Source organism: Kribbella sp. NPDC000426, from assembly GCF_040300265.1.
Classification (GTDB): domain Bacteria; phylum Actinomycetota; class Actinomycetes; order Propionibacteriales; family Kribbellaceae; genus Kribbella.
In genome coordinates this window covers 380,334-403,961 of sequence record NZ_JBEPDK010000004.1, presented here as the reverse complement: position 1 = coordinate 403,961, position 23,628 = coordinate 380,334, and the positions used below count along the sequence as shown (strand labels likewise).

The 23,628-nt window shown below is 68.4% G+C and carries 21 protein-coding genes and 1 pseudogene; 6 read left to right on the top strand and 16 right to left on the bottom strand.

Going from position 1 to position 23,628, the window contains the following annotated elements; genetic code table 11:
• Nucleotides 1-2: 2 nt before the first annotated feature.
• Nucleotides 3-2,262: pseudogene (locus ABT313_RS21095) on the top strand (ATP-binding cassette domain-containing protein).
• Here ABT313_RS21095 and ABT313_RS21090 read toward each other — a convergent pair.
• From ABT313_RS21090 to ABT313_RS21040, 11 genes are all read right to left on the bottom strand, one after another.
• A complete protein-coding gene (locus tag ABT313_RS21090) occupies nt 2,263-3,078 on the bottom strand; it encodes an SRPBCC family protein (protein ID WP_350856207.1) in 816 nt (271 codons plus the stop codon).
• A 32-nt stretch (nt 3,079-3,110) separates the two neighbouring features.
• Entirely contained in the window at nt 3,111-4,100 is a 990-nt protein-coding gene (locus ABT313_RS21085) for a winged helix DNA-binding domain-containing protein (protein WP_350856204.1), read from the bottom strand.
• Between the two features lie 115 nt (nt 4,101-4,215).
• Nucleotides 4,216-5,001: an SGNH/GDSL hydrolase family protein gene (locus ABT313_RS21080; protein WP_350856201.1), complete on the bottom strand. Its 786-nt coding sequence runs from the start codon at nt 4,999-5,001 to the stop codon at nt 4,216-4,218.
• 125 nt (nt 5,002-5,126) lie between these two features.
• A complete protein-coding gene (locus ABT313_RS21075) occupies nt 5,127-6,167 on the bottom strand; it encodes a mandelate racemase/muconate lactonizing enzyme family protein (protein WP_350856198.1) in 1,041 nt (346 codons plus the stop codon).
• Nucleotides 6,168-6,171: 4 nt separating this feature from the next.
• Nucleotides 6,172-7,491, bottom strand: coding sequence for an ABC transporter substrate-binding protein (locus ABT313_RS21070; RefSeq protein WP_350856195.1), 1,320 nt, complete (start codon nt 7,489-7,491; stop codon nt 6,172-6,174).
• Between the two features lie 22 nt (nt 7,492-7,513).
• Nucleotides 7,514-8,596 carry a mandelate racemase/muconate lactonizing enzyme family protein gene (locus tag ABT313_RS21065; protein ID WP_350856192.1) on the bottom strand — a complete coding sequence of 361 codons (1,083 nt, stop codon included), beginning with the start codon at nt 8,594-8,596 and terminating at the stop codon, nt 7,514-7,516.
• A gap of 2 nt (nt 8,597-8,598) precedes the next feature.
• Complete coding sequence (locus ABT313_RS21060; protein WP_350856189.1) at nt 8,599-9,453, bottom strand: carbohydrate ABC transporter permease; 855 nt, start codon at nt 9,451-9,453, stop codon at nt 8,599-8,601.
• On the bottom strand, nt 9,443-10,396 hold the full coding sequence (locus ABT313_RS21055) for a carbohydrate ABC transporter permease (protein ID WP_350856186.1): 954 nt from the start codon (nt 10,394-10,396) through the stop codon (nt 9,443-9,445). Before ABT313_RS21055 ends, ABT313_RS21060 begins: the two co-directional genes overlap by 11 nt.
• Nucleotides 10,397-10,400: 4 nt before the next feature.
• Nucleotides 10,401-11,828, bottom strand: a complete 1,428-nt coding sequence (locus ABT313_RS21050) for an NAD-dependent succinate-semialdehyde dehydrogenase (protein ID WP_350856183.1) — start codon at nt 11,826-11,828, stop codon at nt 10,401-10,403.
• 27 nt (nt 11,829-11,855) lie between these two features.
• Complete coding sequence (locus tag ABT313_RS21045) at nt 11,856-13,085, bottom strand: iron-containing alcohol dehydrogenase (protein WP_350856180.1); 1,230 nt, start codon at nt 13,083-13,085, stop codon at nt 11,856-11,858.
• A 33-nt stretch (nt 13,086-13,118) separates the two neighbouring features.
• Entirely contained in the window at nt 13,119-14,138 is a 1,020-nt protein-coding gene (locus ABT313_RS21040; RefSeq protein ID WP_350856178.1) for an Ldh family oxidoreductase, read from the bottom strand.
• Nucleotides 14,139-14,273: 135 nt separating this feature from the next.
• Here ABT313_RS21040 and ABT313_RS21035 point away from each other — a divergent pair, with 135 nt between their 5' ends.
• Nucleotides 14,274-14,993: a GntR family transcriptional regulator gene (locus tag ABT313_RS21035; protein WP_350856175.1), complete on the top strand. Its 720-nt coding sequence runs from the start codon at nt 14,274-14,276 to the stop codon at nt 14,991-14,993.
• Here ABT313_RS21035 and ABT313_RS21030 read toward each other — a convergent pair.
• From ABT313_RS21030 to ABT313_RS21015, 4 genes are read right to left on the bottom strand one after another with little or no spacing between them, the layout of a single operon-like run.
• Complete coding sequence (locus ABT313_RS21030; RefSeq protein ID WP_502884006.1) at nt 14,951-15,721, bottom strand: energy-coupling factor ABC transporter ATP-binding protein; 771 nt, start codon at nt 15,719-15,721, stop codon at nt 14,951-14,953. The two genes, ABT313_RS21035 and ABT313_RS21030, sit on opposite strands and share 43 nt — an antisense overlap.
• Nucleotides 15,722-15,761: 40 nt before the next feature.
• Nucleotides 15,762-16,520, bottom strand: coding sequence for a cobalt ECF transporter T component CbiQ (gene cbiQ, locus ABT313_RS21025; RefSeq protein ID WP_350856169.1), 759 nt, complete (start codon nt 16,518-16,520; stop codon nt 15,762-15,764).
• Entirely contained in the window at nt 16,517-17,536 is a 1,020-nt protein-coding gene (locus ABT313_RS21020; protein WP_350856166.1) for an energy-coupling factor ABC transporter permease, read from the bottom strand. Before ABT313_RS21020 ends, cbiQ begins: the two co-directional genes overlap by 4 nt.
• Nucleotides 17,537-17,583: 47 nt before the next feature.
• The gene (locus tag ABT313_RS21015) at nt 17,584-18,942 is read right to left on the bottom strand and encodes a dihydrolipoyl dehydrogenase family protein (RefSeq protein WP_350856163.1); all 1,359 of its coding nucleotides are present in this window, start codon (nt 18,940-18,942) and stop codon (nt 17,584-17,586) included.
• A 120-nt stretch (nt 18,943-19,062) separates the two neighbouring features.
• On the opposite strand from ABT313_RS21015, the gene ABT313_RS21010 reads away from it, so the two are divergent.
• Genes ABT313_RS21010 through tsaA form a run of 4 tightly spaced genes read left to right on the top strand, consistent with a single transcriptional unit; the run spans nt 19,063 to nt 22,587 of the window.
• On the top strand, nt 19,063-20,568 hold the full coding sequence (locus tag ABT313_RS21010; protein WP_350856160.1) for a PstS family phosphate ABC transporter substrate-binding protein: 1,506 nt from the start codon (nt 19,063-19,065) through the stop codon (nt 20,566-20,568).
• Between the two features lie 39 nt (nt 20,569-20,607).
• On the top strand, nt 20,608-21,366 hold the full coding sequence (locus ABT313_RS21005; protein WP_350856157.1) for a metallophosphoesterase: 759 nt from the start codon (nt 20,608-20,610) through the stop codon (nt 21,364-21,366).
• A gap of 16 nt (nt 21,367-21,382) precedes the next feature.
• On the top strand, nt 21,383-22,132 hold the full coding sequence (locus ABT313_RS21000; protein ID WP_350856154.1) for a metallophosphoesterase: 750 nt from the start codon (nt 21,383-21,385) through the stop codon (nt 22,130-22,132).
• Complete coding sequence (gene tsaA, locus ABT313_RS20995; protein ID WP_350856151.1) at nt 22,129-22,587, top strand: tRNA (N6-threonylcarbamoyladenosine(37)-N6)-methyltransferase TrmO; 459 nt, start codon at nt 22,129-22,131, stop codon at nt 22,585-22,587. Before ABT313_RS21000 ends, tsaA begins: the two co-directional genes overlap by 4 nt.
• A 3-nt stretch (nt 22,588-22,590) precedes the next feature.
• On the opposite strand, the gene ABT313_RS20990 is transcribed toward tsaA, so the two are convergent.
• Complete coding sequence (locus tag ABT313_RS20990; protein ID WP_350856148.1) at nt 22,591-23,550, bottom strand: oxidoreductase; 960 nt, start codon at nt 23,548-23,550, stop codon at nt 22,591-22,593.
• Between the last annotated feature and the right edge of the window lie 78 nt (nt 23,551-23,628).

Here is a 23,628-nt window from a genome sequence, read left to right as displayed (position 1 = left end):
GGATGTTTCCTGCTGACAGTCATGACGTCATCCAGGTGCGAGGCGCTCGGGAGAACAATCTCGGCGGGGTCTCGCTCGACATTCCCAAACGACGGCTCACCGTCTTCACCGGAGTCTCCGGGTCCGGCAAGTCGTCACTCGTCTTCGACACCATCGCGGCCGAGTCGCAGCGGCTCATCAACGAGACCTACACCGCGTTCGTACAGAACTTCATGCCGAGCCTCGGCCGCCCGGACGTGGACGCCCTGCGCAACCTGTCCGCCGCGATCATCGTCGACCAGGAGCGGATCGGCGCCAACGCTCGCTCCACCGTCGGCACCGCGACGGATGCGCACACCATGCTGCGGGTGCTGTTCAGCCGCGCGGGTACGCCGTACGCCGGGCCGCCGTCCGTGTTCAGCTTCAACCGCGCCGAGGGGATGTGCCCGGTGTGCGAGGGGCTCGGCCGGTCCACCGAGTTCAACCTCGACGAACTCGTCGACCGCGACAAGAGTCTGAATCAAGGGCCGATCAAGGCGCCCGGCTACACGGTCGACAGTTGGCACTGGCAACTGATCGCGAACTCCGGGCTCTTCGATCCCGATCTGCCGCTGAAGGACTACCCGGCCGAGGCGTGGCAGCAGTTCCTTCATCAGGAGCCGGTGAAGGTGAAGATCGGCAAGAGCAATCTGACCTTCGAAGGGCTGATCACCAAGCTCAAGAGGCAGTACCTCGCGAAGGACCCGCAGTCGATGCAGAGCCAGGCGCGCGTTCGCCGAACGCGCGATCCGGCAACAGATCTGCGCCGGGTGCAACGGCGTACGGCTGAACGAAGCAGCCCGGAGCGTCACGGTCGACGGGCGCACGATCGGTGAGTGTTCGGCGATGCAGATCAGCGACCTCGCCGAGTTCATTGCCGGGGTCAACCATCCCGGCGTCGGGCCGATGCTCGAGGGGCTCCGGCACGCACTCGACTCGTTCGTGACGATCGGACTCGGGTATCTCAGTCTCGATCGCGAGTCGTCGACGCTGTCCGGCGGCGAGGCGCAGCGGGTGAAGCTGGTGCGTCATCTCGGCTCGAGCCTGAGCGATGTCACCTACGTTTTCGACGAGCCGACGGTCGGTCTGCACCCGCACGACATCCAGCAGATGAACGACCTGCTGCTGCAGTTGCGGGACAAGGGCAACACGGTGCTGGTGGTCGAGCACAAGCCCGAGACGATCCGGATCGCGGATCACGTCGTCGATCTGGGTCCGGGCGCGGGTCTGGCCGGCGGACGGCTCTGTTACGCGGGCGAGGTCGCCGGGCTGAAGGCGTCAGGCACGCTCACCGGGCAGTACCTCGACCATCACGTCAGCGTGCGTGACGACGTACGGCGGCCGACCGGGAAGCTGTCGATCTCGAACGCCACCTTGCACAACCTGCGCGATGTCAGCGTGGACATTCCGCTCGGCGTACTCACGGTGGTCACCGGGGTGGCCGGGTCCGGGAAGAGTTCGCTGATCCACGGGTCGCTGGCCGGGCGAGACGGCGTGATCATCGCGGGTCAGGAACCGATCCGCGGATCGAAACGCAGCAACCCGGCGACATACACAGGACTGCTCGATCCGATCCGGGCCGAGTTCGCGAAGGCGAACAAGGTGAAGCCGGGGCTGTTCAGCGCGAACTCGGTCGGGGCGTGCCCGACGTGCAAGGGCATCGGGCTGGTCTACACCGACCTCGCGATGATGGCCGAGGTCGCGTCGGTGTGCGAGGACTGCAACGGCGCGCGGTTCACGGCCGAGGTGCTTGGATACCGGCTGCGCGGCAAGAACATCAGCGAAGTACTGCGGATGACCGTCGCCGAGGCGCGGGAGTTCTTCGGACGCGGTACGGCGCGATCGATCCTGGACCGGCTGGCGACCGTCGGACTCGGGTACGTCGGCCTCGGGCAACCGCTGACGACTCTGTCCGGCGGGGAACGCCAACGGCTCAAGCTCGCGATCAACATGGGCCGGACAGGGTCGATCTACATCCTCGACGAGCCGACGAGCGGACTCCACCTGGCCGACGTGGACCAATTGCTCGGCATGCTCGACACGTTGGTTGACCAAGGCAACACGGTGATCGTCATCGAGCATCACCAGGCGGTGATGGCGCATGCCGACTGGCTCATCGACATCGGCCCCGGTGCCGGCCACGCGGGCGGCCAGGTCGTCTTCACCGGCACGCCGGCCGACCTCGTCGAAAGCAGTCCGACCCTCACGGCGGAACACCTCCGCGAGTACATAACAGCCGCCTAGCTACTGGGCCGCTCGGGTGGCGAGGGATTCGATCAGGTCGCGCCAGGCGGTGAGGTCCTCCTCGGTGGCGTCTGTCTGGGTCAGCACCAGGCGGGCGCCGCCGTTGCCGTCGCGCAGGGCCCACGTGACGACGCCTCCGGTCGAGCTGTAGCTGAGGAGTACCGGCTCGTCGAGCTCGGCGACCGGGCCGGCGTCGATGCCCTTGGCCACGAAGCCGTCCGGCGGCGGGCTCCCGACGGTCGCGGTCCGCCCGCCGGACAGCAGCTTCCACACGACGTCTTTCGGCTGCGTCAGTTGGCGCTCGAACCGCAGTAGGCCGTCGTCGGAGACTGCTCCCTGATCGAGACCGAATGCTTTGATGAAGTATTCGTGGAGTTCGCGGTAGTCGCGTTCCGGGACGGTGTCGCCCAGCACGCGGTCGAGTGCGTCCAGACACAGGGTCCAGCCGCCGGCGAAGCTGGCCGAGCCGGCGCGGTCGTCGTACGTGGCCGTCAACTGGAGGGTGCAGCCGGCCGCGGTGGGCTCGAGTTCCCAGCGGAGTACCTCTACTCCCCAGGTGTACTCGATCAGGTGCGGCGGTTCGTACGCGCGGATGACGCCGCTGCTCTGCTCGTCGACGGGCGCGCCTGGATCCTGTTCGAACGTGAACCTGACCGGCCCGTCGAGCCTCAGATCCAGCTCGACCGCAGCCGGGAACCACCCGGCCAGCTGGGTCGGGTCGGTGATCGCTCGCCAGACCTTCTCTGCCGGGTGCCGCAGATCTCGCCGCATCCGCAGGACGGTCCGGCCGTTCTCAGAGCTCAGCGTCTCGGTCATGGATCTATATATACCCGATCCGGCATATACGATCAACCGGCGAAGCGAGCCAGGTCCTCCAGTTCGGCGGACAGGTCCGGCCGGCCGTCGAACACGTCGACCGACAGGTCGGCATGCGTCCAGGAGCCGATGGCCCGGCCGGCTTCGATGACGGCTGGGCGGAGCATGCCGCCGCCGGGGAAGATCGCGGCGGGCAGCTGCTGGAAGCGGCTCTGGTAGCCAAGGAGGTACGCGTCGAACTCCCCCAGCATCCGGACCTCACGACAGCCAGGCAGGTCCTCGACCGCAGCCAACTCCACAGATTCCATGTCGAAGTACGTCGTGGCGACCGCCTCCACGGCGCGACGAGCGGCAGGAACCGGCAGGCCGGACCACGTCGCGAAATCGCGGGCGGTCGCGGGGCCGTAGGCAGCCAGGTAGCGAGAGGCCAGCTCCTCCACGTCGCCCGACAGCTCGAGAGGCTTCCCGAGCCAGTCCCGTACGGCGACCCAGGTCTCCCCTGGTCCGTAGCAGACCCGGCCGAGCAGCCCGGCGTACCGGATCAGCGCGTAGACAGCCTGCCCCTTCGGCTCGGCGATCAGCCCGGCCGCAACCAGTACGTCGGCCAGCTCGGCGCGGTTGCACGAACCGTTCGCCAGCAGATGCTCCTCGAGCAGATCAGCCGCTGCCGAGCGGATGCGTTCGGGCAGGCCGAGCTCGCCGTACCGGCGTTCGGTGTCCTTGATCAGCTTCGGACCGAGCAGGCCCAGCAGCGGACCGGCGTCCTCGACGGCGACGAGTTGGAGGGTGCCGCGCATGAACCAGCCGCGGACGACCGAGCGGTCGACCTGCTGGGCGCGGGTGACATCGGCGAGCGTGGTCGCGGTCGATCGGGCCCGTACGGCGTACGCGGCGCCACGCCAGGTCTGCGCCTGCAGGCCCCCCGTCCGGCGTACGACGTCGGCCACCCCTCCGGGGCCGGCCTCGTTCACCGGACGCGCCAAACAGTTCGCCTGCATCCTGGCCGCCAGTAACCAGTCCACAGACCTCTGCGCCACTCCAGCATGACACCACGAACCGGACGAGTCCGCATCCCGAAATACGAAACCGCCCCGGCTCACACCGGGGCGGCACTGCACACAACTGCAAAAGCGCAGGTCAGAGCGCCGGCTGGACCAGATCGGCGAACGCCGCCTGGCCGGTGACGTTCGGGTGGTACGACTCGCTGATCGGGTTCGACAGGCCGTTGATCCACTCCGGGTTGCCGCACACGGAGTGACCGATGAACTTCGACGTCGGGTTGACGAACGTGAACCCGGCCGCGCTCGCCGCGGCCGAGAGCTTCGAGTTCAGCAGGTCGGCGGTTGCGTTCAGCCGGGTCATCTCGTCGGGGCTGAAGAACGTGCCGGCGTTGCAGTCGGTGCCGTTGAACAGGCGCGGGTACCCGACGACCACGACCTGCGCCGACGCGGCACGGCTCCGGATCGAGGAGTACAGCGTGTTCAGGCGGCCGGGCAGCGTGTTGTTGATGATCGTCTGCGCCCCGGCCACCGCGCTGGTGCAGTCGCCGAGCCATGACGGCTTCGCGCACTCGGTGATGACGGAGGAGAAGCCGGCGTCGTTTCCGCCGACCTGGACGGAGACGATGCTGGTCGAGCCGGTCACCGACGGCAGCTGGTTCGCCGTGACATCGGCGACCTTGGCGCCGGAGCAGGCCACGAACGTCAGGTTGGCACCGATCCGGCCGGCGTCGATGTACGCGTACGCCCTGGTCGACCGCTGGCAGGACCCGCTGCTGGAGATATAGGTGCGGGTCCCGACACCGGAGGCGTACGAGTCACCGAGTGCGACGTAGTTCGGAGCCGCCGCGTGCGCGACTCCCGGGCTGAGAAGCATCGCGGCGCCGAGGGCCGCGGCGGACAGCAGACTGGCGAAGGACTTCATGGGCGGACCGCCTTTGTCAGCGAAGGGTGGCGACTGAAGTACTCAACGTCACCTTCGCTGACTGGCGAGTAACACACAAGGTCCTGGTAACAAATTCACCGTAGATTCCCGGTGCCGGTCAGCTTCTAGCCGTTCCAGGAGGACAGCCCCGGTCCGGTCGGCAGCGGATAGCACCCGTCCTCGAGCTGTACGCCGGCCGGCAGCAGACCGCTCTCCACGTAGATCGTGTTCGGCAGCGCGGCAAGCACATGGATGTGCGCGCCACCGCCGTGCGACGCGTACGGCACCCCGAACCCGGCCGCCATCAACCCGATCTCCAGACAGTCGGTCAGTCCGCCGGCCCGACGCAGATCAGGTTGTACGACGCCGACGCCACCCCGCGCGATCAAGTCCCGGAAGGCTGCCTGCCCGTACCGGTTCTCCCCCGTTGCGATCGGGATGTCCAGCTTCTCGGCCAGTCGGACATGGGCGTCGGTGTCGGCCGCCGGCAGCGGCTCCTCGAACCACCGGCAGTCGAGCTCCTCGTACACCCGGCCGCGTCGCAGCGCCTCGGAGTACCCGAAGGCCTGGTTCGCGTCCACCATCAGCGGCGCGTCCGGCCCGATGATGTTGCGGACCGCCTTGATCCGCTGCACGTCCTCGGTCAGCGGCCCGCCGCCGACCTTCATCTTCACGCCGCGGAAACCCTGCTCCATCGCCTTCGCCGACACACTCTCCAACCCCGGGACGTCCAGCTCCAGCCAGCCGACCATCGCGTACGTCGGGATCGCGGTCCGCTGCGCCCCGAGTAGCTTCCACACCGGGACATCCAGCGACTTGCCGAGCAGGTCCCACAACGCCAGGTCGATCGCCGAGATGCCGTACGACGACAGCCCGGCGGTGCCCTGGTAATCGGTCAGCGTCTGCAGCTTCTGCCGGATGCCCCGGATCAGCGTGGGGTCCTCCCCCACGATCGCCGGCGCCAGCTGCTCCTCGACCAGCTTCCCGAGCACGGCGGGTGAGCTCTCGACCCGGCCGAAGTACGTCGTACTGACGCCGCTCACACCCTCGTCGGTATCGATCCGCACGCGGGTGTGGCCGTTGCGGTCGAGCAACTGGATCGCGTCGCGGACCGCGTGCGCCTTCGGTTCGGAGGTGACTTCGACGCTGATATCGGTGATCTTCATCCGGTCATCCCTTGCCTGCGAGTACGTCTTCGACTTTCTGCTTGACGCTGCCCAGCGCCGCTTCGGCGGTCTTCTTGCCGCTCCAGACGTCGTCGAGCACCGGCCGGTAGATGGTCCGGGCGCGCTCGATGTAGCGGCTGAAGTTCTCGTTGACCGCGCTGCCGAGCGCCTGCGTCACCAGCGCAAGATTCGACGGCGCGTTGTCGTCGGGCACGAACAACGACGACGAACTCTTCGCCACCGGCATGAACCCGCGCGACTGCGCGAGCAGCTTCGCAGACTCCGCGCCGACCGCGTACTTCAGGAAGCTCCACGCAGTGTCGGGGTCCTTCGACGCCTTCGGGATCGCAAGCACGGTGAGCGTGTTGACCGTGGTCCGGCTGACCTTCATCGGGGTCGGGAAGATGTCCCACTTCACCTTCGCGTTCTTACGCAGGTACGGGACGCCGCTGGTGAGCCCGAGCAGCATCGCGACCTTGCCGGTACCGAGCTGGGCCAACGCCCAGTTCGGCGTCTGCTTGCCGGCCGTCACGGTGGCGAAGTCCGGGTGCACCTTGTGCACGAGCGACAGGTCGGCGACCCACTGGATCGCCTCGGTGCCCTGCGGCTCGGCCAGCGTGAACCGGGTCGCGTCCTTGGAGTAGATGCCGTCGCCGCCGTTGCTGGTCGGGAAGACAGTCTCGAGCGAGCTGTCGGGGAAGACCAACGCACCCCAGCGCTCACCGTTGGGCTTGGTGAGCTTCTTGGCTGCCTCGAGGAAGTCGTCCCAGGTCCAGCCGCTCTTCGCCCAGTCCTTCGGCGGCAGCTCGACCCCGGCCTCGGCGAACGCGTCGGTGTTGCAGTAGAGGATGCCGGGGTTGGTCATGATCGGCCAGGCGGCGTGCGCGCCGTCGGGCTGCTTGGCGAAGTTGTACGCGACCGGGAAGTAGTCGTCCGGCTTGATCCCGTCCTTCTCCAGGTACGGGCGCAGGTCGAGCAGCGAGCCCTCCGCGTAGTACCCGCGGACGTAGTCGTCGTTGATCCGGATCGCGGTCGGCGCCGCGCCGGACGACAGCACGGTCCGGAGCTTGGTGTCGTAGTCGTCGCCAGGGATCGACTGGATGTCGAGGGTCTTGCCGGCCTGCTTGGCCCAGTTCTGCGCCATCGTGTACATCGGGGTACCGCTCTCGGTGTCCCAGGTCATCCAGGAGGCGTTACCGCCGCCGCCTCCTCCCCCGCTGCCGTTGCTGCCGCACGCGGCGAGCGGGATTCCGGCGGCGAGCGCGCCGCCGCCGATGCCGAGGGCCCGGAGTACCGACCGACGGGAGATCTCTGATGCGGGCATGGTCGTTCCTGTTCTCTTCAAGTTAATTGGTCCGCAGTTTGGCGACCGCGTCGTCGTCCAGCTCGATGCCCAGACCGGGCAGGTCCCACGGCGTGATCTCGCCGTTCACCGGGACGAGCGGGTTCTTCCAGATCGGTACGTCGTCGAGGATCGGGTTGTGCTCGATGTTGTACTCCTGCGGGTAGACGCACGACGGCGTACTGACCCACAGGTGCGCGTGTGCCGACGTACCGATCGTCTGTTGCGTGTTGTGCACCGTGATCGGCTTGGTGAAGGTGTCGGCGAGCACCGCGATCTTCTTGAACTCGGTGATGCCGCCGCACTTGATCACGTCGGGCTGCAGGATGTCGACCTTGCCGTCCAGGATCAGGTCCCGGAACTGCCAGGTGGTGTACTCCTGCTCCCCGGCCGCGATCGGGATGTCGACCGCGTCGGCCAGCCGTCCGTACGCCGCGTAGTCGTGGGCGGCGAGCGGTTCCTCGAAGTGCCACACGCCGAGGTCCTCCAGCGCGTGGGCCAGCTTGATCGCGGTGTGTTCGTAGTACGCGTTGTTGACGTCGACCAGGATCGGGAAGTCGTCCCCGACCAGCTTGCGCACCGCGGTCACGGTGGCGATGGTCTGGTCGAAGCCGTCGTCGTGCATCCACGGCGTCGACGAGTGGATCTTGTAGCCGTGGAAGCCCTTCTCCTGGAAGGACTGCGCGCGCTCGGCCTCCTGCTCCGGTGTCATGCTGCGCGACATCGAGCTCGCGTAGACCTTCGCGCTCTGCCGGTACTTGCCGCCGAGGAGCTGGTACGTCGGCAGCCCGGCCGCCTTGCCGAGCAGGTCCCACAGCGCGATGTCGATACCCGCGATCGCGTTCAGCTGCGCGCCGCCGGGGCCGAGCTTGTACGGCTTGGTGTAGAGCCGGCGCCACAGCCGCTCGATGTCGGTCGCCTCCTCGCCGACGAGCAGCGGCGCGAGCGCCTGCTCCACGACGCTGTGCGAGACGTGGGCGTTCATCGGGCTGACCTCGCCGACACCGACCAGGCCCTCGTCGGTGTGCACCTTCACGATGTGCAGCTTGTCGAGCAGGATGATCGACTCGATGTTCGTGATCCGCATACTTATCCTTTCAGGCCGGACATCGTGATGCCCTGGACGAAGTACTTCTGGGCCAGCAGGAACAGCAGCAGCGGCGGCAGGATCGTCAGCGTCGCGGCGGCCATCATGAGGTTGGTCTGGGTGAAGTACTCACCCTTGAACAGCGCGAGCGCGATCGGCATGGTCTGCAACCGCGTCGAGTTGAGGAAGATCAGCGGCCCGAAGAGGTCGTTCCACGAGCCCATGAAGGTCAGTGCGCCGACTGCGGCCAGGGCCGGCTTGACCTGCGGCAGCATGATCCGCCAGAAGGTGCCGAAGATCGACGCGCCGTCGAGCTTGGCGGCCTCCTCCAGCTCGATCGGTACGCCGCGGAACGCCTGCCGGAGCAGGAACGTGCCGAACACCGGCGTCAGCACGTTCGGGACCCAGAGCGGGTAGTGGGTGTCGATCCAGCCCATCTGCCGGAACAGCATGTACTGCGGAACCAGGTAGACGATTCCCGGGATCATTGCCGTCGACAACAACAGCGCGAAGGCGAGGTTCTTGAAGGCGAAGTTCAGCCGGGCGAAGCCGTACCCGGCCAGCGACGCGAACAGCAGCAGGAAGCCGACGTTGAGCGCCGCGAGCTTGCAGCTGTTCAGGAAGAACGGCAGCAGGCCGTGGCCGGCTTGGGAGTAGTTGCCCCACTGGAACTCCGACGGGAAGAACGTCGGCGGCGACTGCAGTACTTCGTTCTCGGGCTTGAGCGACGCGCTGATCATCCAGAGCAGCGGCATCGCGAACACCACCGCGAAGAACAGCAGGACGACGATCAGCACGACGCGGCGCGGGATGTGCCGCGGGGGCCGGTTGAAGACGCGCACAGCTTCAGTTGTCATAGTGCACCCACCGCTTCTCCATCCGCCACTGGATCGCGGTGACGACGCCGACGATGACGAACAGCACCCAGCCCATCGCGGAGGCATAGCCCAGCCGGCCGTGCCCGAAGGCGGCCTCGTAGATCTGGAAGATGAACACCGAGGTGGCGTTGTTCGGCCCGCCGGACGTCATCACGTAGATGATCCCGAACACCTGGAACGAGGTGATGAACTGCGTGATCGTGAGGAAGAACAGGCTCGGCGTCAGCAGCGGGAAGACCACCGACCAGAACCGCCGCCAGGCCGACGCCCCGTCCACGGTCGCGGCTTCGATCAGCGACTGGTCGATGCTCTGCAACCCCGCCAGCAGGATCACCATCGGGTAGCCGACGCCCTGCCAGAGCGCGACGATCATCACCGCGATCAGCGCTGTCTTGGTGTCGGACAGCCAGGCCGGTCCGTGGATGCCGATCGTCTTCAGCGTGGAGTTGAACAGGCCGTTGTCCGGGTTGTACAGCCAGAACCAGACGAAGCCGATCGCGACGACGTTGGTCACCGCGGGCGAGTAGTACAGCGTCCGGAAGATCCCGATGCCCTTGACCTTCTGGTTGCACAGAACCGCGAGTCCGAGCCCGATGAAGATCGTCAGCACGACGACCACCAGCGTGAAGATCACGGTGTTCTTCAGCGACGGCCAGAACGTGTCGTCGGCGGTGAACAGCTCCTTGTAGTTGCCCAGGCCGAGGAACTTCGGGGAGTTCAGCCCGGTCCAGTTCGTCAGCGACACCACCAGGGAGGCTGCAACCGGCAGGAGCTGGAAGAACAGCACGCCGAAGATCACCGGGCCGACGAACAGCCAGCCGGCCAGGTTCTGCCGCTTCGGCTTCACCTTCGAGCGTTTGCGCGCCGCGGCCGGACCGTCGACCGCCGGCGGTGACACAGTGGGCAGTACGGCGTTCGCCATCGCCTCACACCTCGATTCCGATGTACTTCTCCTCGAGGAACTCGAGGATCCCCTCGGAGCTGCCTTCCCGGCCGAGACCGGACTGCTTGGTCCCGCCGAACGGCGCGGCCGGGTCGCTGAGCACGCCCCGGTTGACCGCGACCATCCCGGAGTCGATCCGCTGCGCGACCGTGAGCGCCTGCGCGGGATCGCCGTACACGTAGGAGATCAGGCCGTAGATCGTGTCGTTGGCCATCGCGACGGCCTCGTCGACGTCGCTGAAACCAACGATCGCGGTGACCGGTCCGAAGATCTCGGTCTGGTTGATCTCGCTGCCGTGCTTGACGTCGGTCAGGACCGTCGGCGGGTAGAACGCGCCGCCTTCCGGCGGCTCGCCGCCCAGGGTCAGATTGGCGCCCTCGGCAACCGCTCGGTCGACCAGCCCGGCGACCTTGTCGCGTTCGTCCGGTGACACCAGCGCGCCGAGCTCGTTCGAGTGGTCGGCGCCCGGACCCATCGTGATCGCCTTCATCGCCGCGGTGATACGGGTGCTGAACTCGTCGACCAGCGAGTCGTGGACGTAGAACCGGTTGGCGGCCGTACAGGCCGAGCCGCCGTTGCGCATCTTCGCGACCATCGCGCCCTCGACCGCGGCCCCGACGTCGGCGCCGGGCAGGACGACGAACGGCGCGTTGCCGCCGAGTTCCATCGACGAGCTGACGACCTGGTCGGCCGCTTCGTGCAGCAGCACGCGTCCGACCTCGGTGGAGCCGGTGAACGACAGCTTGCGCACCGCGGGATGGTGCAGCATCGCGCTCACCGCGGGGCCCGCCGGCACCGGCGTCACCAGGTTCACCACGCCGGCCGGTACGCCGACACGTCGCAGGACGTCGACGACGTACGCCGCGGTGAGCGGGGTCTGGCTGGCCGGCTTCAGTACGACGGAGCAGCCGGCCGCCAGGGCGGGCGCGATCTTGCGGGTCGCCATCGCGGCCGGGAAGTTCCAGGGCGTGACGAGGATCGAGACGCCGATCGGGTCCCGGCGTACGACGATGGTCTTGTCGCCGGAGGGTGAGAGGCGGAAGTCGCCGCCGATCCGGACCGCCTCCTCGGCGAACCAGCGGAAGAACTCCGTCGCGTACGCCGCCTCGCCGATCGCGTCGGCGTAGGCCTTGCCGTTCTCGGCGGTGATGAGCGCGGCGAGCTGCTCACGTTCCTCGGTCAGTACGTCGAAGGTCGCGCGGAGCAGCTCGGAGCGCTGCCGCGGCGGGGTCGCCGACCACCCCGCCAGGGCGTCGGCGGCCGCGTCGACCGCCGCGAGGCAGTCGGCCTCGGTCGCCGCGGCGAACTGGGCCAGCTCGGACCCGTCGGCGGGGTCGTGGACGGGGAAGCGCCGGCCGTCGGCGGCCGGGCGCCACTGTCCGTCGATGAACAGATCGTGCGGAGAAGTCATCTGGTGGCTCCGGGTATCAGAACTGGTTCAGAACGGGTCGGTTCGGTCGCCGGCGTAGGCGGCTCGGGTGATCTCGAGCAGCGCGTCGACATCGAGCGGGCGGGGGTTGTTGTCGATCAGCCGGGCCGACTGCAGGCCCAGTTCGGCGACGTACTCGAGCTGGTCCTCGGCGAGGCCGAGTTCCTTCAAGGTCGGCGGGATGCCGATCCGGTCCAGCAGTGCGTCGACGGCCTCGATCCCGGCCAGTGCCTGCTGCTGGGTGTTACCGGCTTTCGGTACGCCGAAGAGCTTGGCGATCTCGGCGAACTCGTCGACGCGGGCGGGAGCGTTGTAGCGCATGACGTACGGCAGGAGTACGCCGACACCGACGCCGTGCGCGGTATGAGTGAGTGCGCCGAGCGGGTACTGCAGTGCGTGGGCGGCGGCAGTGCCGGCGACTCCCAACGCGTATCCGCCGGCGTTCGCGGCGAGCATCACCGCGGATCGCGCCTCCTGGTCGTCCGGGTGCTCGAAGGCGATCGGGAGCGCGGTCGCGAGGAGCCCGAGACCCCAGCGGGCGTAGGAGTCGCTGATGACGTTCTTGCCGATGAACACACGGCCCTCGGCGAGTGCCGACGGCGGGCGCTGGACGGCGGTGAACGACTCGACCAGGTGCGAGACAGCGTCCGCTCCAGCGCTCGCCGTGAGGCTGGGCGGGCAGGAGTAGGTCAGCTCGGGGTCGCAGATCGCCACCGACGGGATGAGGTACGGCGAGGATATGCCGGCCTTGAGTTCACGCCGGCTGTCGCTCAGCACGCAGACCGGCGTGACCTCCGAGCCAGTGCCACCGGTGGTCGGTACGGCGATGATCGGGAGCACGGCGCTCGGTACGGCGTTCTCCCCGTAGTACTGGTCGATCGGGCCGCCGTGGGTGAGCATCAGCGCGACGGCCTTCGCGAGGTCCATGCAGCTGCCGCCGCCGACCCCGATGACCACGTCGATACCGGCGTACTCCATCGCGTCGAAGCAGGCGTCGATGTCGGACATCGGCAGCTCCGGGGACGTCTCGCTCCAGACGTGAACGCCGAGACCGTTGTCCTCGAGATCGGCGAGCAGTTGCGCGAACTCGGGTGAAGTGGCCAGTCGCTGGTCGGTGCAGACGAGGGCTGAGCTGCCGTACTCCGCGGCGTAGCGACCGAGCAGAGCGCGCTGGCCGGCGCCGAAGACAACCGTGCGCGGTGCTCGTTGTACGCCAAAGGCAGGGGCGTTGAGGGGCATAGTCGTTGTCCTTGTCTGGTCGTGGGGGCGGTGTCAGTCGGCCAGCACGGCCTCACGCCGGGCGGTGTCTCGCGTGTCGAGAGCGGTCAGCTCGCGCCACAGGTCGTCGGCGATCTCGATGCCATCGGCAACCGACTCGCGGTACCGCGCGCGGGCTCCGTCACCGGGCACCGCCACGGGTGCGGCGGGGTCGGCCCGGCGGCTGTGGCGGACCTGATCCAGGTACTCGGTCGCGGAGTGGCGACCGCCGCTCATCAGGATGAACAGGTCGCCCTTGTTGCTGAGGTGGTCGTCGTCGAGCGTGCCGCCGACCGCGGTGCCGTACGCCGCGCCGGTGAGGAAGGTCACCATCGCGCCCAGGCCGAGCCCGAGACCGTACCCCTTCGCTCCCCCGAACGGCGCGATCGATCCGTCCTTGGCCGCCACCGGGTCGATCGTCTCGTTGCCGCCGGCATCCAACGCCCAGCCCGGCTCCAGCGGTACGCCGCGCAACGCGTGGTCGTGCACCTTGCCCATCGAGATCTGCGAGGTGGCCATGTCCAGCACCAGCGGCGGCCGGGCCGGGACCGCGAGCGCCAGCGGGTTGGTGCCGAGCATCGCCTCGGTGCCGCCCCACGGGTGCACGAGCGCCTCGCTCGTCGTGATGCCGAGGCAGACCAGGCCGCGATCGGCCATCCGGCCCGCGTAGTACCCGAGCATGCCGAGGTGGTTGTTGTTCGTGATCGAGCAGACCGCCACGCCGTACTGCTCGGCGGCCGGGATGATCGCTTCCAGCGCGCGGACCGCGACCACGGGGCCGAGTCCTTGCTGACCGTCGACTGACAGGTAGCAGGGGCTCGTCCACGTGTGGCAGCCGGTGCTGGTCGGGCTCGCAGTACCGTTCGCCAGCCGCCGCAGCAGCCTCGGCAGGCGCAGCAGCCCGTGTGACGGCATCCCCTTCGCCTCGGCGACGACCAGGAGCTCGGCCTGCTGGGCCGCGGCGTCGGTCGGCACACCGGCGCTGATCAGTAGTCGTTCGGCCAGTGCTTGGGCCGTGAGCAGATCTGTGTGCATGTCGACCATCCCAGGGTGGAGTCGCTGCATTCGTATTCATCGCTCGATTTCTTGGGAGGCTAGATCAGATCGGATACGATTCGCAATGGTTGGTGAATACGAATCCACGATTTTCTGCCGACGGATGGACAAGACATGAGCCAGCGCACCACGGAGCGTTCCGGACGGCCCCGGATGAGTGACGTCGTCTACGAGCGACTGCAGGAGTTCCTGCTAGATGGCCAGATCCAGCCGGGCGAACGGATCCGCGTCGACGAACTGAGCCGCCGGCTCGGGGTCTCCCAGACCCCGGTCCGGGAGTCGCTGAACCGGCTCGAGGCCGAGGACCTGGTCACCAAAACACATCTGATCGGATATTCCGCGACGCCGAAGCTGACGCCGCAGCGGTTCGAGGATCTGTTCGAGGCCCGGTTCCTGATCGAGCCGTACTGTTCAGGCCTCGCGGCCGGCCGGCACCGCGGTGACGAGGTCGAGCAGCTCGCGCAGATCGCGGCCGAGATGCGCGGCCGCTACCAGGCCGGCACGATGTCGTACGGCGCCTTCGCCCGCGCGGACGCCGACTTCCACGAAGCCGTCATCGCGGCGACCGGCAACAGCTACTTCGGCGAGATCTTCGCCAAGCTCCACTGCCACCTGCAGCTGTTCCGCCTGCTCCGCGACTCCAGGGTCACCGAGGACGCCATGGACGAGCACGACCTGATCGTCACCGCCATCCGCCGCCGCGACACCCAAGCCGCAGACGCCGCCATGCACGCCCACCTAACAGCCTCCCGCACCCGCCTCCGCTCCGCCTTCGAAGCGGCCCCGGCCGATCAGCGTTCGGGGCCGGGGACTGAGAGGGGGGCGAAGCCGTAGGGGAGTTCGAGGCGGTGGGCCTGCATGAGGTTGGCGTTGCCGAGGAGGTCGCGGGTTTTGCCGTCGGCGACTATGCGGCCGCCGTCCATCAGCAGACTGCGCTCGCAGAGTTGGAGGGCGTACGGGAGGTCGTGCGTGATCATCAGCAGCGTGACGTCCAGGCCCGCGAGGATGTCCGCCAGCTCACGACGAGCGGCGGGGTCGAGGTTGCTGGACGGTTCGTCGAGGACCAGGACCTCGGGGCGCATCGCCAGCACGGTGGCGACGGCGACGCGACGGCGCTGGCCGAAGGACAGGTGATGCGGAGCCAGGTCCGCATGGTCCTGCATCCCGACCTGGACCAGCGCCTCCTGCACTCGGTCGTCGAGCTCGGAGCCGCGCAGGCCCAGGTTGGCGGGCCCGAAGGCGACGTCGTCGCGGACGGTCGGCATGAACAGCTGATCGTCCGGGTCCTGGAAGACCAGTCCGACATTCCGGCGGATCTCGCCGAGGTGCTCCCGGTGCAGGCCGGTCCCACCGATCTGGATGCGGCCGCTTCCGGTGCCGCCGGCAACCGAGCCGAGAATGCCGTTCAGATGCAGGACCAGCGTCGTCTTGCCGGCGCCGTTCGGACCGAGCAGCGCCACCCGCTCGCCGCGCTCGACCGTGAAGTCGACGCCGAACAGTGCCTGCCGCCCGTCGGGATAGGCAAAGACAAGCCGCTCAACCTGAATCGCAGGCCCACTCACCATTCCACCACCCCATCGCCGGCGCGAAGCGCCCGGCTACTCATGCGACGACCAGTCGCGCCGCGACTGCTACTGCCACCGCGGCCAACGAGATCGTCAGTCCCTCGACCCACTGCGCCCGTGACGCGCCCCCGGCGCTCAGCAGCGGCATCCGCCCCGTGTATCCGCGCGACCGCATCGCCAGATGCACCCGCTCCCCGCGCTCGAAGCTGCGCACGAACAGCGCCCCCACTCCCCCGGCCACCGCCTTCAGATGACCGACCCGGCCGCCCGTATACCCGCGCGACTCGCGAGCCACCCGCATCCGATGCAGATCGTCCGACACGACGCTCAGGTAGCGGACCATGAACGACAAGATCGCCACGAGCGTCGCCGGCAACCGCAGCCGCTCCAACCCGGCGAGCAGCTCGCGAGGCGCTGTCGTTGCCGACAGCAAGATCGCGGCGATCACCCCGAGCGTCCCCTTCGCCAGCACGTTCCACGCGCCGAGCACACCCGACTGGGACAGCTCGACACCGAGCACCGACACCTGCGGACCGGTCGCCACGAACGGCAACAGCAGGGCGAACACGATGAACGGCGTCTCCACCGCGAGCCGCCTCGAGACCACGGGAGCCGGCAGCTTGGCCACGGCAACAGCAGCCACGAGCATTCCGGCGTACACGCCGAAGGCCCAGAAGACGGCGGCCGGTGTCGACACGACTGCGAGCACGAAGACGAACAGTGCAACCAGCTTCACCTGCGCCGGGATGCGGTGGACCGGACTGTCCACCGCGACGAGGAGACCGTCGCCACTCACGATGCCTTGTTCGTGCGTAGTGAGGCGAGTTTCGCAATCGCCAGGCCGACGACGATCGTCACGAGTACGCCGATGATCCCCGCCAGCGCACCGGACACCTGCGCATTGCCGATCCCCTGGACGCCGTAGTCGGCCAGCGGGCTGCCCCCGACGGCCGAGTCCTTCGCGGCGCCGTCGAACCCGAGCTTCGCCCCCACGAACTCCAGCCCGTCCGGGTGCGCGCTCGCGAACAGGCTCAGCCCGCCCGCAACCACGAGCGTGACCGCGACGCCGATCCCGAGCGACCGCCCGGCCGGCTTCGCGGCGATGGGCTTGTCCGGGGACACCGTCGAGGTGTTGCCGTCGGCGTCGACCAGCACGAGGTCCTGCTGGAGGTGCCGGGCGGCGTACACGAGGTCCGGCCGGGTCGCGACGACCGCGCTCAGCACGGCCGCGGTGATCACCGCCTCGCCGATCCCGACCAGGATGTGCCAACCGACCATCGCCGTCGCGAGCTTGCCGAGCGGGATGTCGACCGCCCCGCCGATCGCGTACAGCCCGGTGAACGCCAGCGCCGCGACCGGCACCGACACCAGCGCGCCGACAGTCGCCGCCGGTACGACGCTGCCCACCCGGCGCGGCATCACCTTCAACAGCGCCCGCGTCAGGACGTACCCGACCAGGACCGTGATCAGCCCCATCAGCGTGATGTTCGTGCCCAGCGCGGTCAGACCGCCGTCGGCGAACAGCAACCCCTGCACGAGCAGCACCGTCGCCATCACCAGGACAGCGGTCCACGGCCCGACCAGCGCGGCGGCGAGCGCACCGCCCAGCAGGTGACCGCTCGTGCCGGCGCCGACCGGGAAGTTCACCATCTGCACCGCGAACACGAACGCCGCGGTCAGACCGGCCAGCGCCGGACCGGTCTCACGAAGCTCCCGGTTCGCCCGCTGCAGGCTGAAACCGACCGCCCCGGCCGCGATCAGGCCGGTGGCGACGGACGTGGGCGCGTTGAAGAAGCCATCAGGAACATGCACACGCACATTCTTGATCCAGTTGCGACTGATTCGCAACAAGCAGGGTCCTACAAAGCTTTGAGTGCTTCCCCGATCGCACGGTGGAAGGTCGGGTACGCGAAGATCATCTGTCGCAGCGAGCGAACGGGTACGGCGGCGTGTACGGCGACCGCGAGCGCGCTGAGCACCTCACCGCCGGTCGGCCCCGCGCTGGTCGCGCCGACCAGGACCCCGCGGTCGGCGTCCATCACGACCTTGATGAACCCTTCGTTGCCGGCCTTGTGGATCCAGCCGCGCGTCGACGCCGGGATCGGGGTCGATCCGGTCCGCACGTCGAGCCCCGCGTCCCGGGCCTGCTGCTCGGTCATCCCGACCGCGCCGATCTCCGGGTCGGTGAACGTCACCCGCGGCATCGCGTGGTAGCTCGCGGTCGGCGCGTCCGGCTCCTGCAGGATGTCGCGAACCGCGATGTCGGCCTGGTACATGGCGTTGTGGGTGAACACGCCGACGCCGGTGACGTCGCCGATCGCCCACACCTTGTCACCGGCCCGGACGTGCTCGTCGACCTCGATCCGGCGGGCCTTCGGGTCGAGACCGACTGTCTCCAGCCCGAGGCCGGCCGTCGCGATCCGGCGGCCTGTTGCCACCAGCAACTTCTCGCCGGTGGCCGACGCCCCGTTCTCGAGCGTGACTGTGAACGCGTCCCCGGCGTACGCGACCTGCTTGGCGTGCGCGCCGAGCGTGAACGTCACGCCGTCGCGCTGCAGCGCCTCGCGCGCCAGCACCCCGGACTCCGGCTCCTCCATCGCCAGCACCTCGTCGGCGCCCTCGATCACGGTCACGTTCACCCCGAAGCGGGCGAACACCTGGGCCAGTTCCATCCCGATCGCGCCGCCGCCGAGGACCAGCAGCGACGCCGGCAGTTCCTCGACCTCGATCGCCTCGCGGTTCGTCCAGTACGGCGTACCGGCGAGGCCGTCGATCGGCGGGACCGACGGGATCGTGCCGGTCGCGATCACGATGCCGCGGGTCGCCTCGAACTCGCGGTCGCCGGCCCGGACCGTGGCCGGTCCGGTGATCGTCGCGCGGTCCTTGATCACGGTGGCGCCCTTGTTCACCAGCCGGTCGACCGCGACCTGGTCGTTCCAGGTGTCGGTGGCCTCCTCGCGGATGCGCTTGGCCACCGGGGTCCAGTCCGGTTGCACGGTCGCCGTACCGGCCATGCCGTCGACGCGCCGGGTCTCGGCGACCAGGTTCGCCGCGCGGATCATCATCTTGCTCGGGATGCACCCGTAGTACGGGCACTCGCCGCCCACCAGCCGCGACTCGATACCGACCACCCGCAGGCCGGCCTGCGCCAATCGCCCGGCCGTCTCCTCGCCGCCGACCCCGAGCCCCACCACGACGACATCAACCTGTTCACCCATGCGGACAATCTTGCAGAGCGACCGGACCCGGCCAAGTCTTCCCCCGGCGCGTCATCACCGCGTAAGCGGCAGTTCACCGCCGGGCACTAGCGTCCTGTCCTCGTCGAAGTGAGGACAAGGTTGTTCGATTTCTCTGGTTTCGGCAGCATCAACATCGAGACCGTCATCGCCCTCGTCACGCTGATCGGTACCGCGATCGTGTGGCTGCTCGACCGGTACGTGTGGCGCCGTAAGCGGCTGGTCTACCGGGTCCAGGTGGACGCGCAGATCGGCGTACACCCCCGGCAGAACCGCGCCAAGGAAATGGTCGACATCGAGGTCGTCCACCAGGGCAAGACGGTCCACGACCCGAGCATCGTGCTGCTGCGGGTGGACAACACCGGCACCGACATCGAGGCCAAGGACATGCAGGGCGCGGTGAAGTTCACATTCCCCGGCCGCAAGATCGTCCGGATGAAGGTCGTCGAGTCACATCCGCCGGACATCGGCGAGCTGCTCGAGGCCGGGATGAAACCGTCCGAGTACGTCGACACCGACGCGGTCACGGTCCCGAAGCTGGCGATCAACCGCGGCGACCACTTCAAGTTCCTGCTCGTGCTGTCGGGCAAGGGCAAGGACGTCACGCACTCCGGGTACCTGGCCGGCGGGGCCAACGGCGGCGTCTACCACGAGCCCCGCCCGCGCGGCCCGGGCAGGCGGACGTTGATCTTCGGCGCGACGACGCTGGTGCTGGTCGGCGCCCTGGTCGCGTTCTTCCTCGTCGACGTACTGCAGCCGCCGCGGAACTGCGCGTCGGGCGAGCTGCGGGTGATCGGGTCCACGGCGGTCGAGCCGACCATGACCGAGCTGCGCAGCGCGTACGTCGCGGAGTGCTCCAACGCGGACATCACAATCGCCGCCAACGGCAGTCGCAGCGGTGTCAGCGACCTGAGCGCGCTCGGTGCCAAGGACGGGAGCGCGGCGAGCAAGGTGATCGCGATGTCCGACGGGCCGGCGGTGGACGCGCCCGGCCTGAGCGGCGAGGCGGTCGCGGTCGTCGTGTTCGCGGTCGTCGTCAACCGGGCCGCGGACGTGAGCGGCCTGACCACGGCCCAGTTGCGCGACATCTACAACGGCAAGGTCACCAACTGGTCGCAGGTCGGCGGCCGCAACCTGCCGATCCGGATGGTCAGCCGCGTCGGGCCGGCGTCCGGCTCCCGGCTGGTGTTCCGCGAGAAGGTGCTCGGCGGCGACCAGGAGCTCGGCATCACATCGGACGACTGCCGGCGCGACGACGACGCCGCGACCACGACGTACCACCGGTGCGAGGTCGGTACGACGGAGGAGCTGCTGACCCGGGTGAACGAGATCGACGGCGCGATCGGGTACGCCGAACTCGGTAGCGCCCGCAAGTACCCGCAGCTCACGCCGGTGACGATCGACGGCGTCGTACCGGACACCTCCAAGGTGGCCGACCGCTCGTACAAGTTCTGGGAGGTCGAGCACGCCTACACCTACAAGGCGCCGGCCGCGAAGTCGCTGACGGCCGCGTTCCTCGACTACCTGCGCTCGACGCAGGCGCGTCCGGTGCTCGATCGAGGCGACCTGGTCCCGTGCAGCGACCTCCCTGCGGGGTTCTGTGGATAATGCCAGCGGGCCCGGGCGATTCGGCAGATAATTTCAGCCATGTACGTTATCGCGCACCTCAGTGACCCCCATCTCGACGGCTCCGAAGCGGCGCGGTCGCGACTGCAGAAGCTGACGTCGTACCTGCGCGAGTTCCGACGGCCGGTCGACGTCGTGCTGGTCAGCGGTGACCTCGCTGATCACGGGCTCGAGTCGGAGTACGCCGAGCTGGCCGCGGAGCTGAAGCTGGACGTGCCCGTTCTGATGCTGCCGGGCAACCACGACGTCAGCGCGCCTTTGCGGGTCGGCCTTGCGGACTTCGTCGAGTCTGCCGGCGACGGGCATCCCGTGCACCAGCTGCGCGACGTCGGCGGCGCGCGGTTCGTCCTGCTCGACACGTCGGTGCCGGGTGAGGACCACGGGCTGCTATCGGCGGAGTCGCTCGCCTGGCTCGACGGCGTACTGGCCGAGCCCGTCGACGGGCCGTTGTTCGTCGCCTTCCACCACCCGCCGTTCCCGCTGAACCACCCGGTCCTCGACCAGTGGCTGCTCCGCTCGGGTCCCGAGCTCGAGGCGGTCCTCCGGGGCAAGCCGATCACCGCGATCCTTGCCGGGCACGTGCACAACGGTCTCGCGACTACGTTCGCCGGGCTGCCGTTCCTGGTCGCGCCGGGCGTCCGCTCCACGCCGCCGCTCCCCTTCGAGCCGCCGGCGCCTGGCGGCGGTCTCGTCGACAACACGACGGCGCACCCCGGTCTGGCGCTCCACATCTACAACCCGGGTGCCCCGCTCCAGACCCTCTTCCGCCACCCGGCCTGACCAGTACTGTGCTGACATGTACGTGATCGCGCACCTCAGTGACCCGCATCTCGACGGCTCGGACGAGGCGCGATCACGGCTGCGGCTGGTCGCGTCGTACGTCCGTGCGTCGTCGGTCGACGTCGTGCTGGTCAGCGGGGATCTGGCCGATCACGGACTCGAGGCGGAGTACGCCGACCTGGCCCGCGAGCTGGCTTTCGACGTACCGGTGCTGGTCCTTCCGGGCAACCACGATGTCAGCGCGCCGCTCCGGGCCGGGCTCGCATCGCTGGTCGACTCACCCGGGGAGGGGCACCCGATCCATCAGGTGCGCGAGGTCGGGGGTGTCCGCTTCGTGCTGGTCGACAGCACGGTTCCGGGTGCGGGCCACGGTCTGTTGTCGAAGGACTCGCTGGTCTGGCTGGACGGCGTACTGCGGGAGCCGTTCGACGGACCCGTGTTCGTCGCGATGCATCATCCGCCGCTCGCGCTGCATCACCCGGTCATGGACCAATGGATGCTCGAAGAGCAGGACGCGCTGGCCGAGGTCCTGACCGGCAAGCCGATCACAGCGATCCTGACCGGCCACGTGCACAACGCGATCGTCACGTCGTTCGCCGGCCACACTGTCCGCGGCGCGCCCGGCATCCGCTCCACCGTGCCCCTGCCCTTCGAGCCGTCCACCGGCCAGGCCACCGTCGTCGACCCCACCGCCCACCCCGGGCTGGCCTTCCACGCACACACACCGGGTGAGCCGCTCCAGACGATCTACAGGTACCCGCGATGACCCCCAACGAACCAGCGGGTGAGCCCGCTGCCGCATCGGGCGCTGCGGCCGGATTCGCGGTCTATCCGATTGCCCGCGTCGAGTCGAGCCTGCGGGATCGATCCGACGCTCCACGTCAGGGCGACGAGGGCGCGCCGGAAGCGTGGATCGTCTTCGACGCGTCGGTCCGGGACGCGCTCGCTGATGTGAAGGCCGGCGACGAGGTCATCCTCATCACCTGGTTCGACCGCGCCGACCGCGCCGTACAGAAGGTCCACCCGCGCAGCGACACCACCCGCCCGCCGACCGGTGTCTTCAGCACCCGCTCCCCCGACCGCCCCAACCCCCTCGGCCTCCACCGCGTGACCGTCCTTGCCGTCGACGACCTCCGCCTCCACGTCAACAACCTCGAAGCCCTCAACGGCACCCCGATCGTCGACGTCAAACCCGTGCTGGGCGGAATCGACGAACGCTGAGAGTTACCGAGCCGTCCTGGTCCCGGGATCCGCAACAGGGCTGAGTGGGTAGGCGACGCCGGTCTCCCGCTCGGACAGCTCCCAGAGACGTGCTTGGGCGTCCGTGTCGTAGGACCGCTCGCTGGATCGGACCTGAATCGGATGCCCTGTCCACTCGTTGCGCCCCTCGGGTCCGAAGTACTCACCACCGATCGCGGCCGGATCCACGGCGGCACGGAGCGTGGCCAGGGCGGCCGTCGACGAATCCTGCAACAGCCACGAGGTGAGCAGCCGCAGCCGGGGCTTTGTCACGATCCGGATGTGGAGCTGGTCGCCGCCGAATGCGGTACGAGCGTTGCCGGGATGGGCGGCTACGGCGATCGTCGAGGCTCCGTCTGCCGTAAGACGCCGCTGGAGTTCATACGTGAAGAGCAGATTGGCCAGTTTGGACTGGAAGTACGCCTGGTGCGAGCGGTACCCGTTGGCGAAATGGGGGTCGTCGAAGTTCATCACGCCACTCCTGTGACCGACGCTGCTGACCGTCACCACTCGCGACCCGGGGGTCTCCAGCAGTCGTTCCAGCATCAGGCCGGTGAATGCGAACGCGCCGAGGTGGTTGGTCGCCAAGGTCCTCTCGAACCCGTCCTCGGTGAGTTCGTAGCGGCGAATCAACGCCCCGGCGTTGTTGATCAGCAGGTCCAAACGGCGATGGTCCCGCTTGAGCTGATCGGCGGCCCGGCGGACCGAGGCCTGCGAGGACAGATCCAGCTCCAATGTGTGCAGCGACACCGCCGGAGTTTCCGCAAGGATCCGCTCCCCGGTCTCGCCGGCCTTCCGGAGGTCGCGGCAGGCCAGCACGACCTCCGCGTTGCGGCGGGCGAAGACCCGTGCCGTTTCGAACCCGAGTCCCGAGTTCGCGCCGGTGACGACAACGGTACGACCGCTCTGGTCGGGGACTTCCTGCTCGGTCCAGCGGGTCGCCATCGCGTCCTCCAGGTTCTGCGGGATAATCGGGACGACTGTCCCGGATACGACTAAACGGGATGCCAGTCCCGCTTGTCA

What these genes read in the sequence shown, in the direction of transcription:
- ABT313_RS21065 (WP_350856192.1), bottom strand. Translation starts at nt 8,596, where the DNA reads ATGCGGATCACGAACATCGAGTCGATCATCCTGCTCGACAAGCTGCAC.
- ABT313_RS21080 (WP_350856201.1), bottom strand. Translation starts at nt 5,001, where the DNA reads ATGAAGTCCTTCGCCAGTCTGCTGTCCGCCGCGGCCCTCGGCGCCGCG.
- ABT313_RS21015 (WP_350856163.1), bottom strand. Translation starts at nt 18,942, where the DNA reads ATGGGTGAACAGGTTGATGTCGTCGTGGTGGGGCTCGGGGTCGGCGGC.
- ABT313_RS21075 (WP_350856198.1), bottom strand. Translation starts at nt 6,167, where the DNA reads ATGAAGATCACCGATATCAGCGTCGAAGTCACCTCCGAACCGAAGGCG.
- ABT313_RS21045 (WP_350856180.1), bottom strand. Translation starts at nt 13,085, where the DNA reads ATGCCCCTCAACGCCCCTGCCTTTGGCGTACAACGAGCACCGCGCACG.
- ABT313_RS21055 (WP_350856186.1), bottom strand. Translation starts at nt 10,396, where the DNA reads ATGGCGAACGCCGTACTGCCCACTGTGTCACCGCCGGCGGTCGACGGT.
- ABT313_RS21090 (WP_350856207.1), bottom strand. Translation starts at nt 3,078, where the DNA reads ATGACCGAGACGCTGAGCTCTGAGAACGGCCGGACCGTCCTGCGGATG.
- ABT313_RS21035 (WP_350856175.1), top strand. Translation starts at nt 14,274, where the DNA reads ATGAGCCAGCGCACCACGGAGCGTTCCGGACGGCCCCGGATGAGTGAC.
- ABT313_RS21070 (WP_350856195.1), bottom strand. Translation starts at nt 7,491, where the DNA reads ATGCCCGCATCAGAGATCTCCCGTCGGTCGGTACTCCGGGCCCTCGGC.
- ABT313_RS21050 (WP_350856183.1), bottom strand. Translation starts at nt 11,828, where the DNA reads ATGACTTCTCCGCACGATCTGTTCATCGACGGACAGTGGCGCCCGGCC.
- ABT313_RS21040 (WP_350856178.1), bottom strand. Translation starts at nt 14,138, where the DNA reads ATGCACACAGATCTGCTCACGGCCCAAGCACTGGCCGAACGACTACTG.
- ABT313_RS21060 (WP_350856189.1), bottom strand. Translation starts at nt 9,453, where the DNA reads ATGACAACTGAAGCTGTGCGCGTCTTCAACCGGCCCCCGCGGCACATC.
- tsaA (WP_350856151.1), top strand. Translation starts at nt 22,129, where the DNA reads ATGACCCCCAACGAACCAGCGGGTGAGCCCGCTGCCGCATCGGGCGCT.
- ABT313_RS21000 (WP_350856154.1), top strand. Translation starts at nt 21,383, where the DNA reads ATGTACGTGATCGCGCACCTCAGTGACCCGCATCTCGACGGCTCGGAC.
- ABT313_RS20990 (WP_350856148.1), bottom strand. Translation starts at nt 23,550, where the DNA reads ATGGCGACCCGCTGGACCGAGCAGGAAGTCCCCGACCAGAGCGGTCGT.
- ABT313_RS21005 (WP_350856157.1), top strand. Translation starts at nt 20,608, where the DNA reads ATGTACGTTATCGCGCACCTCAGTGACCCCCATCTCGACGGCTCCGAA.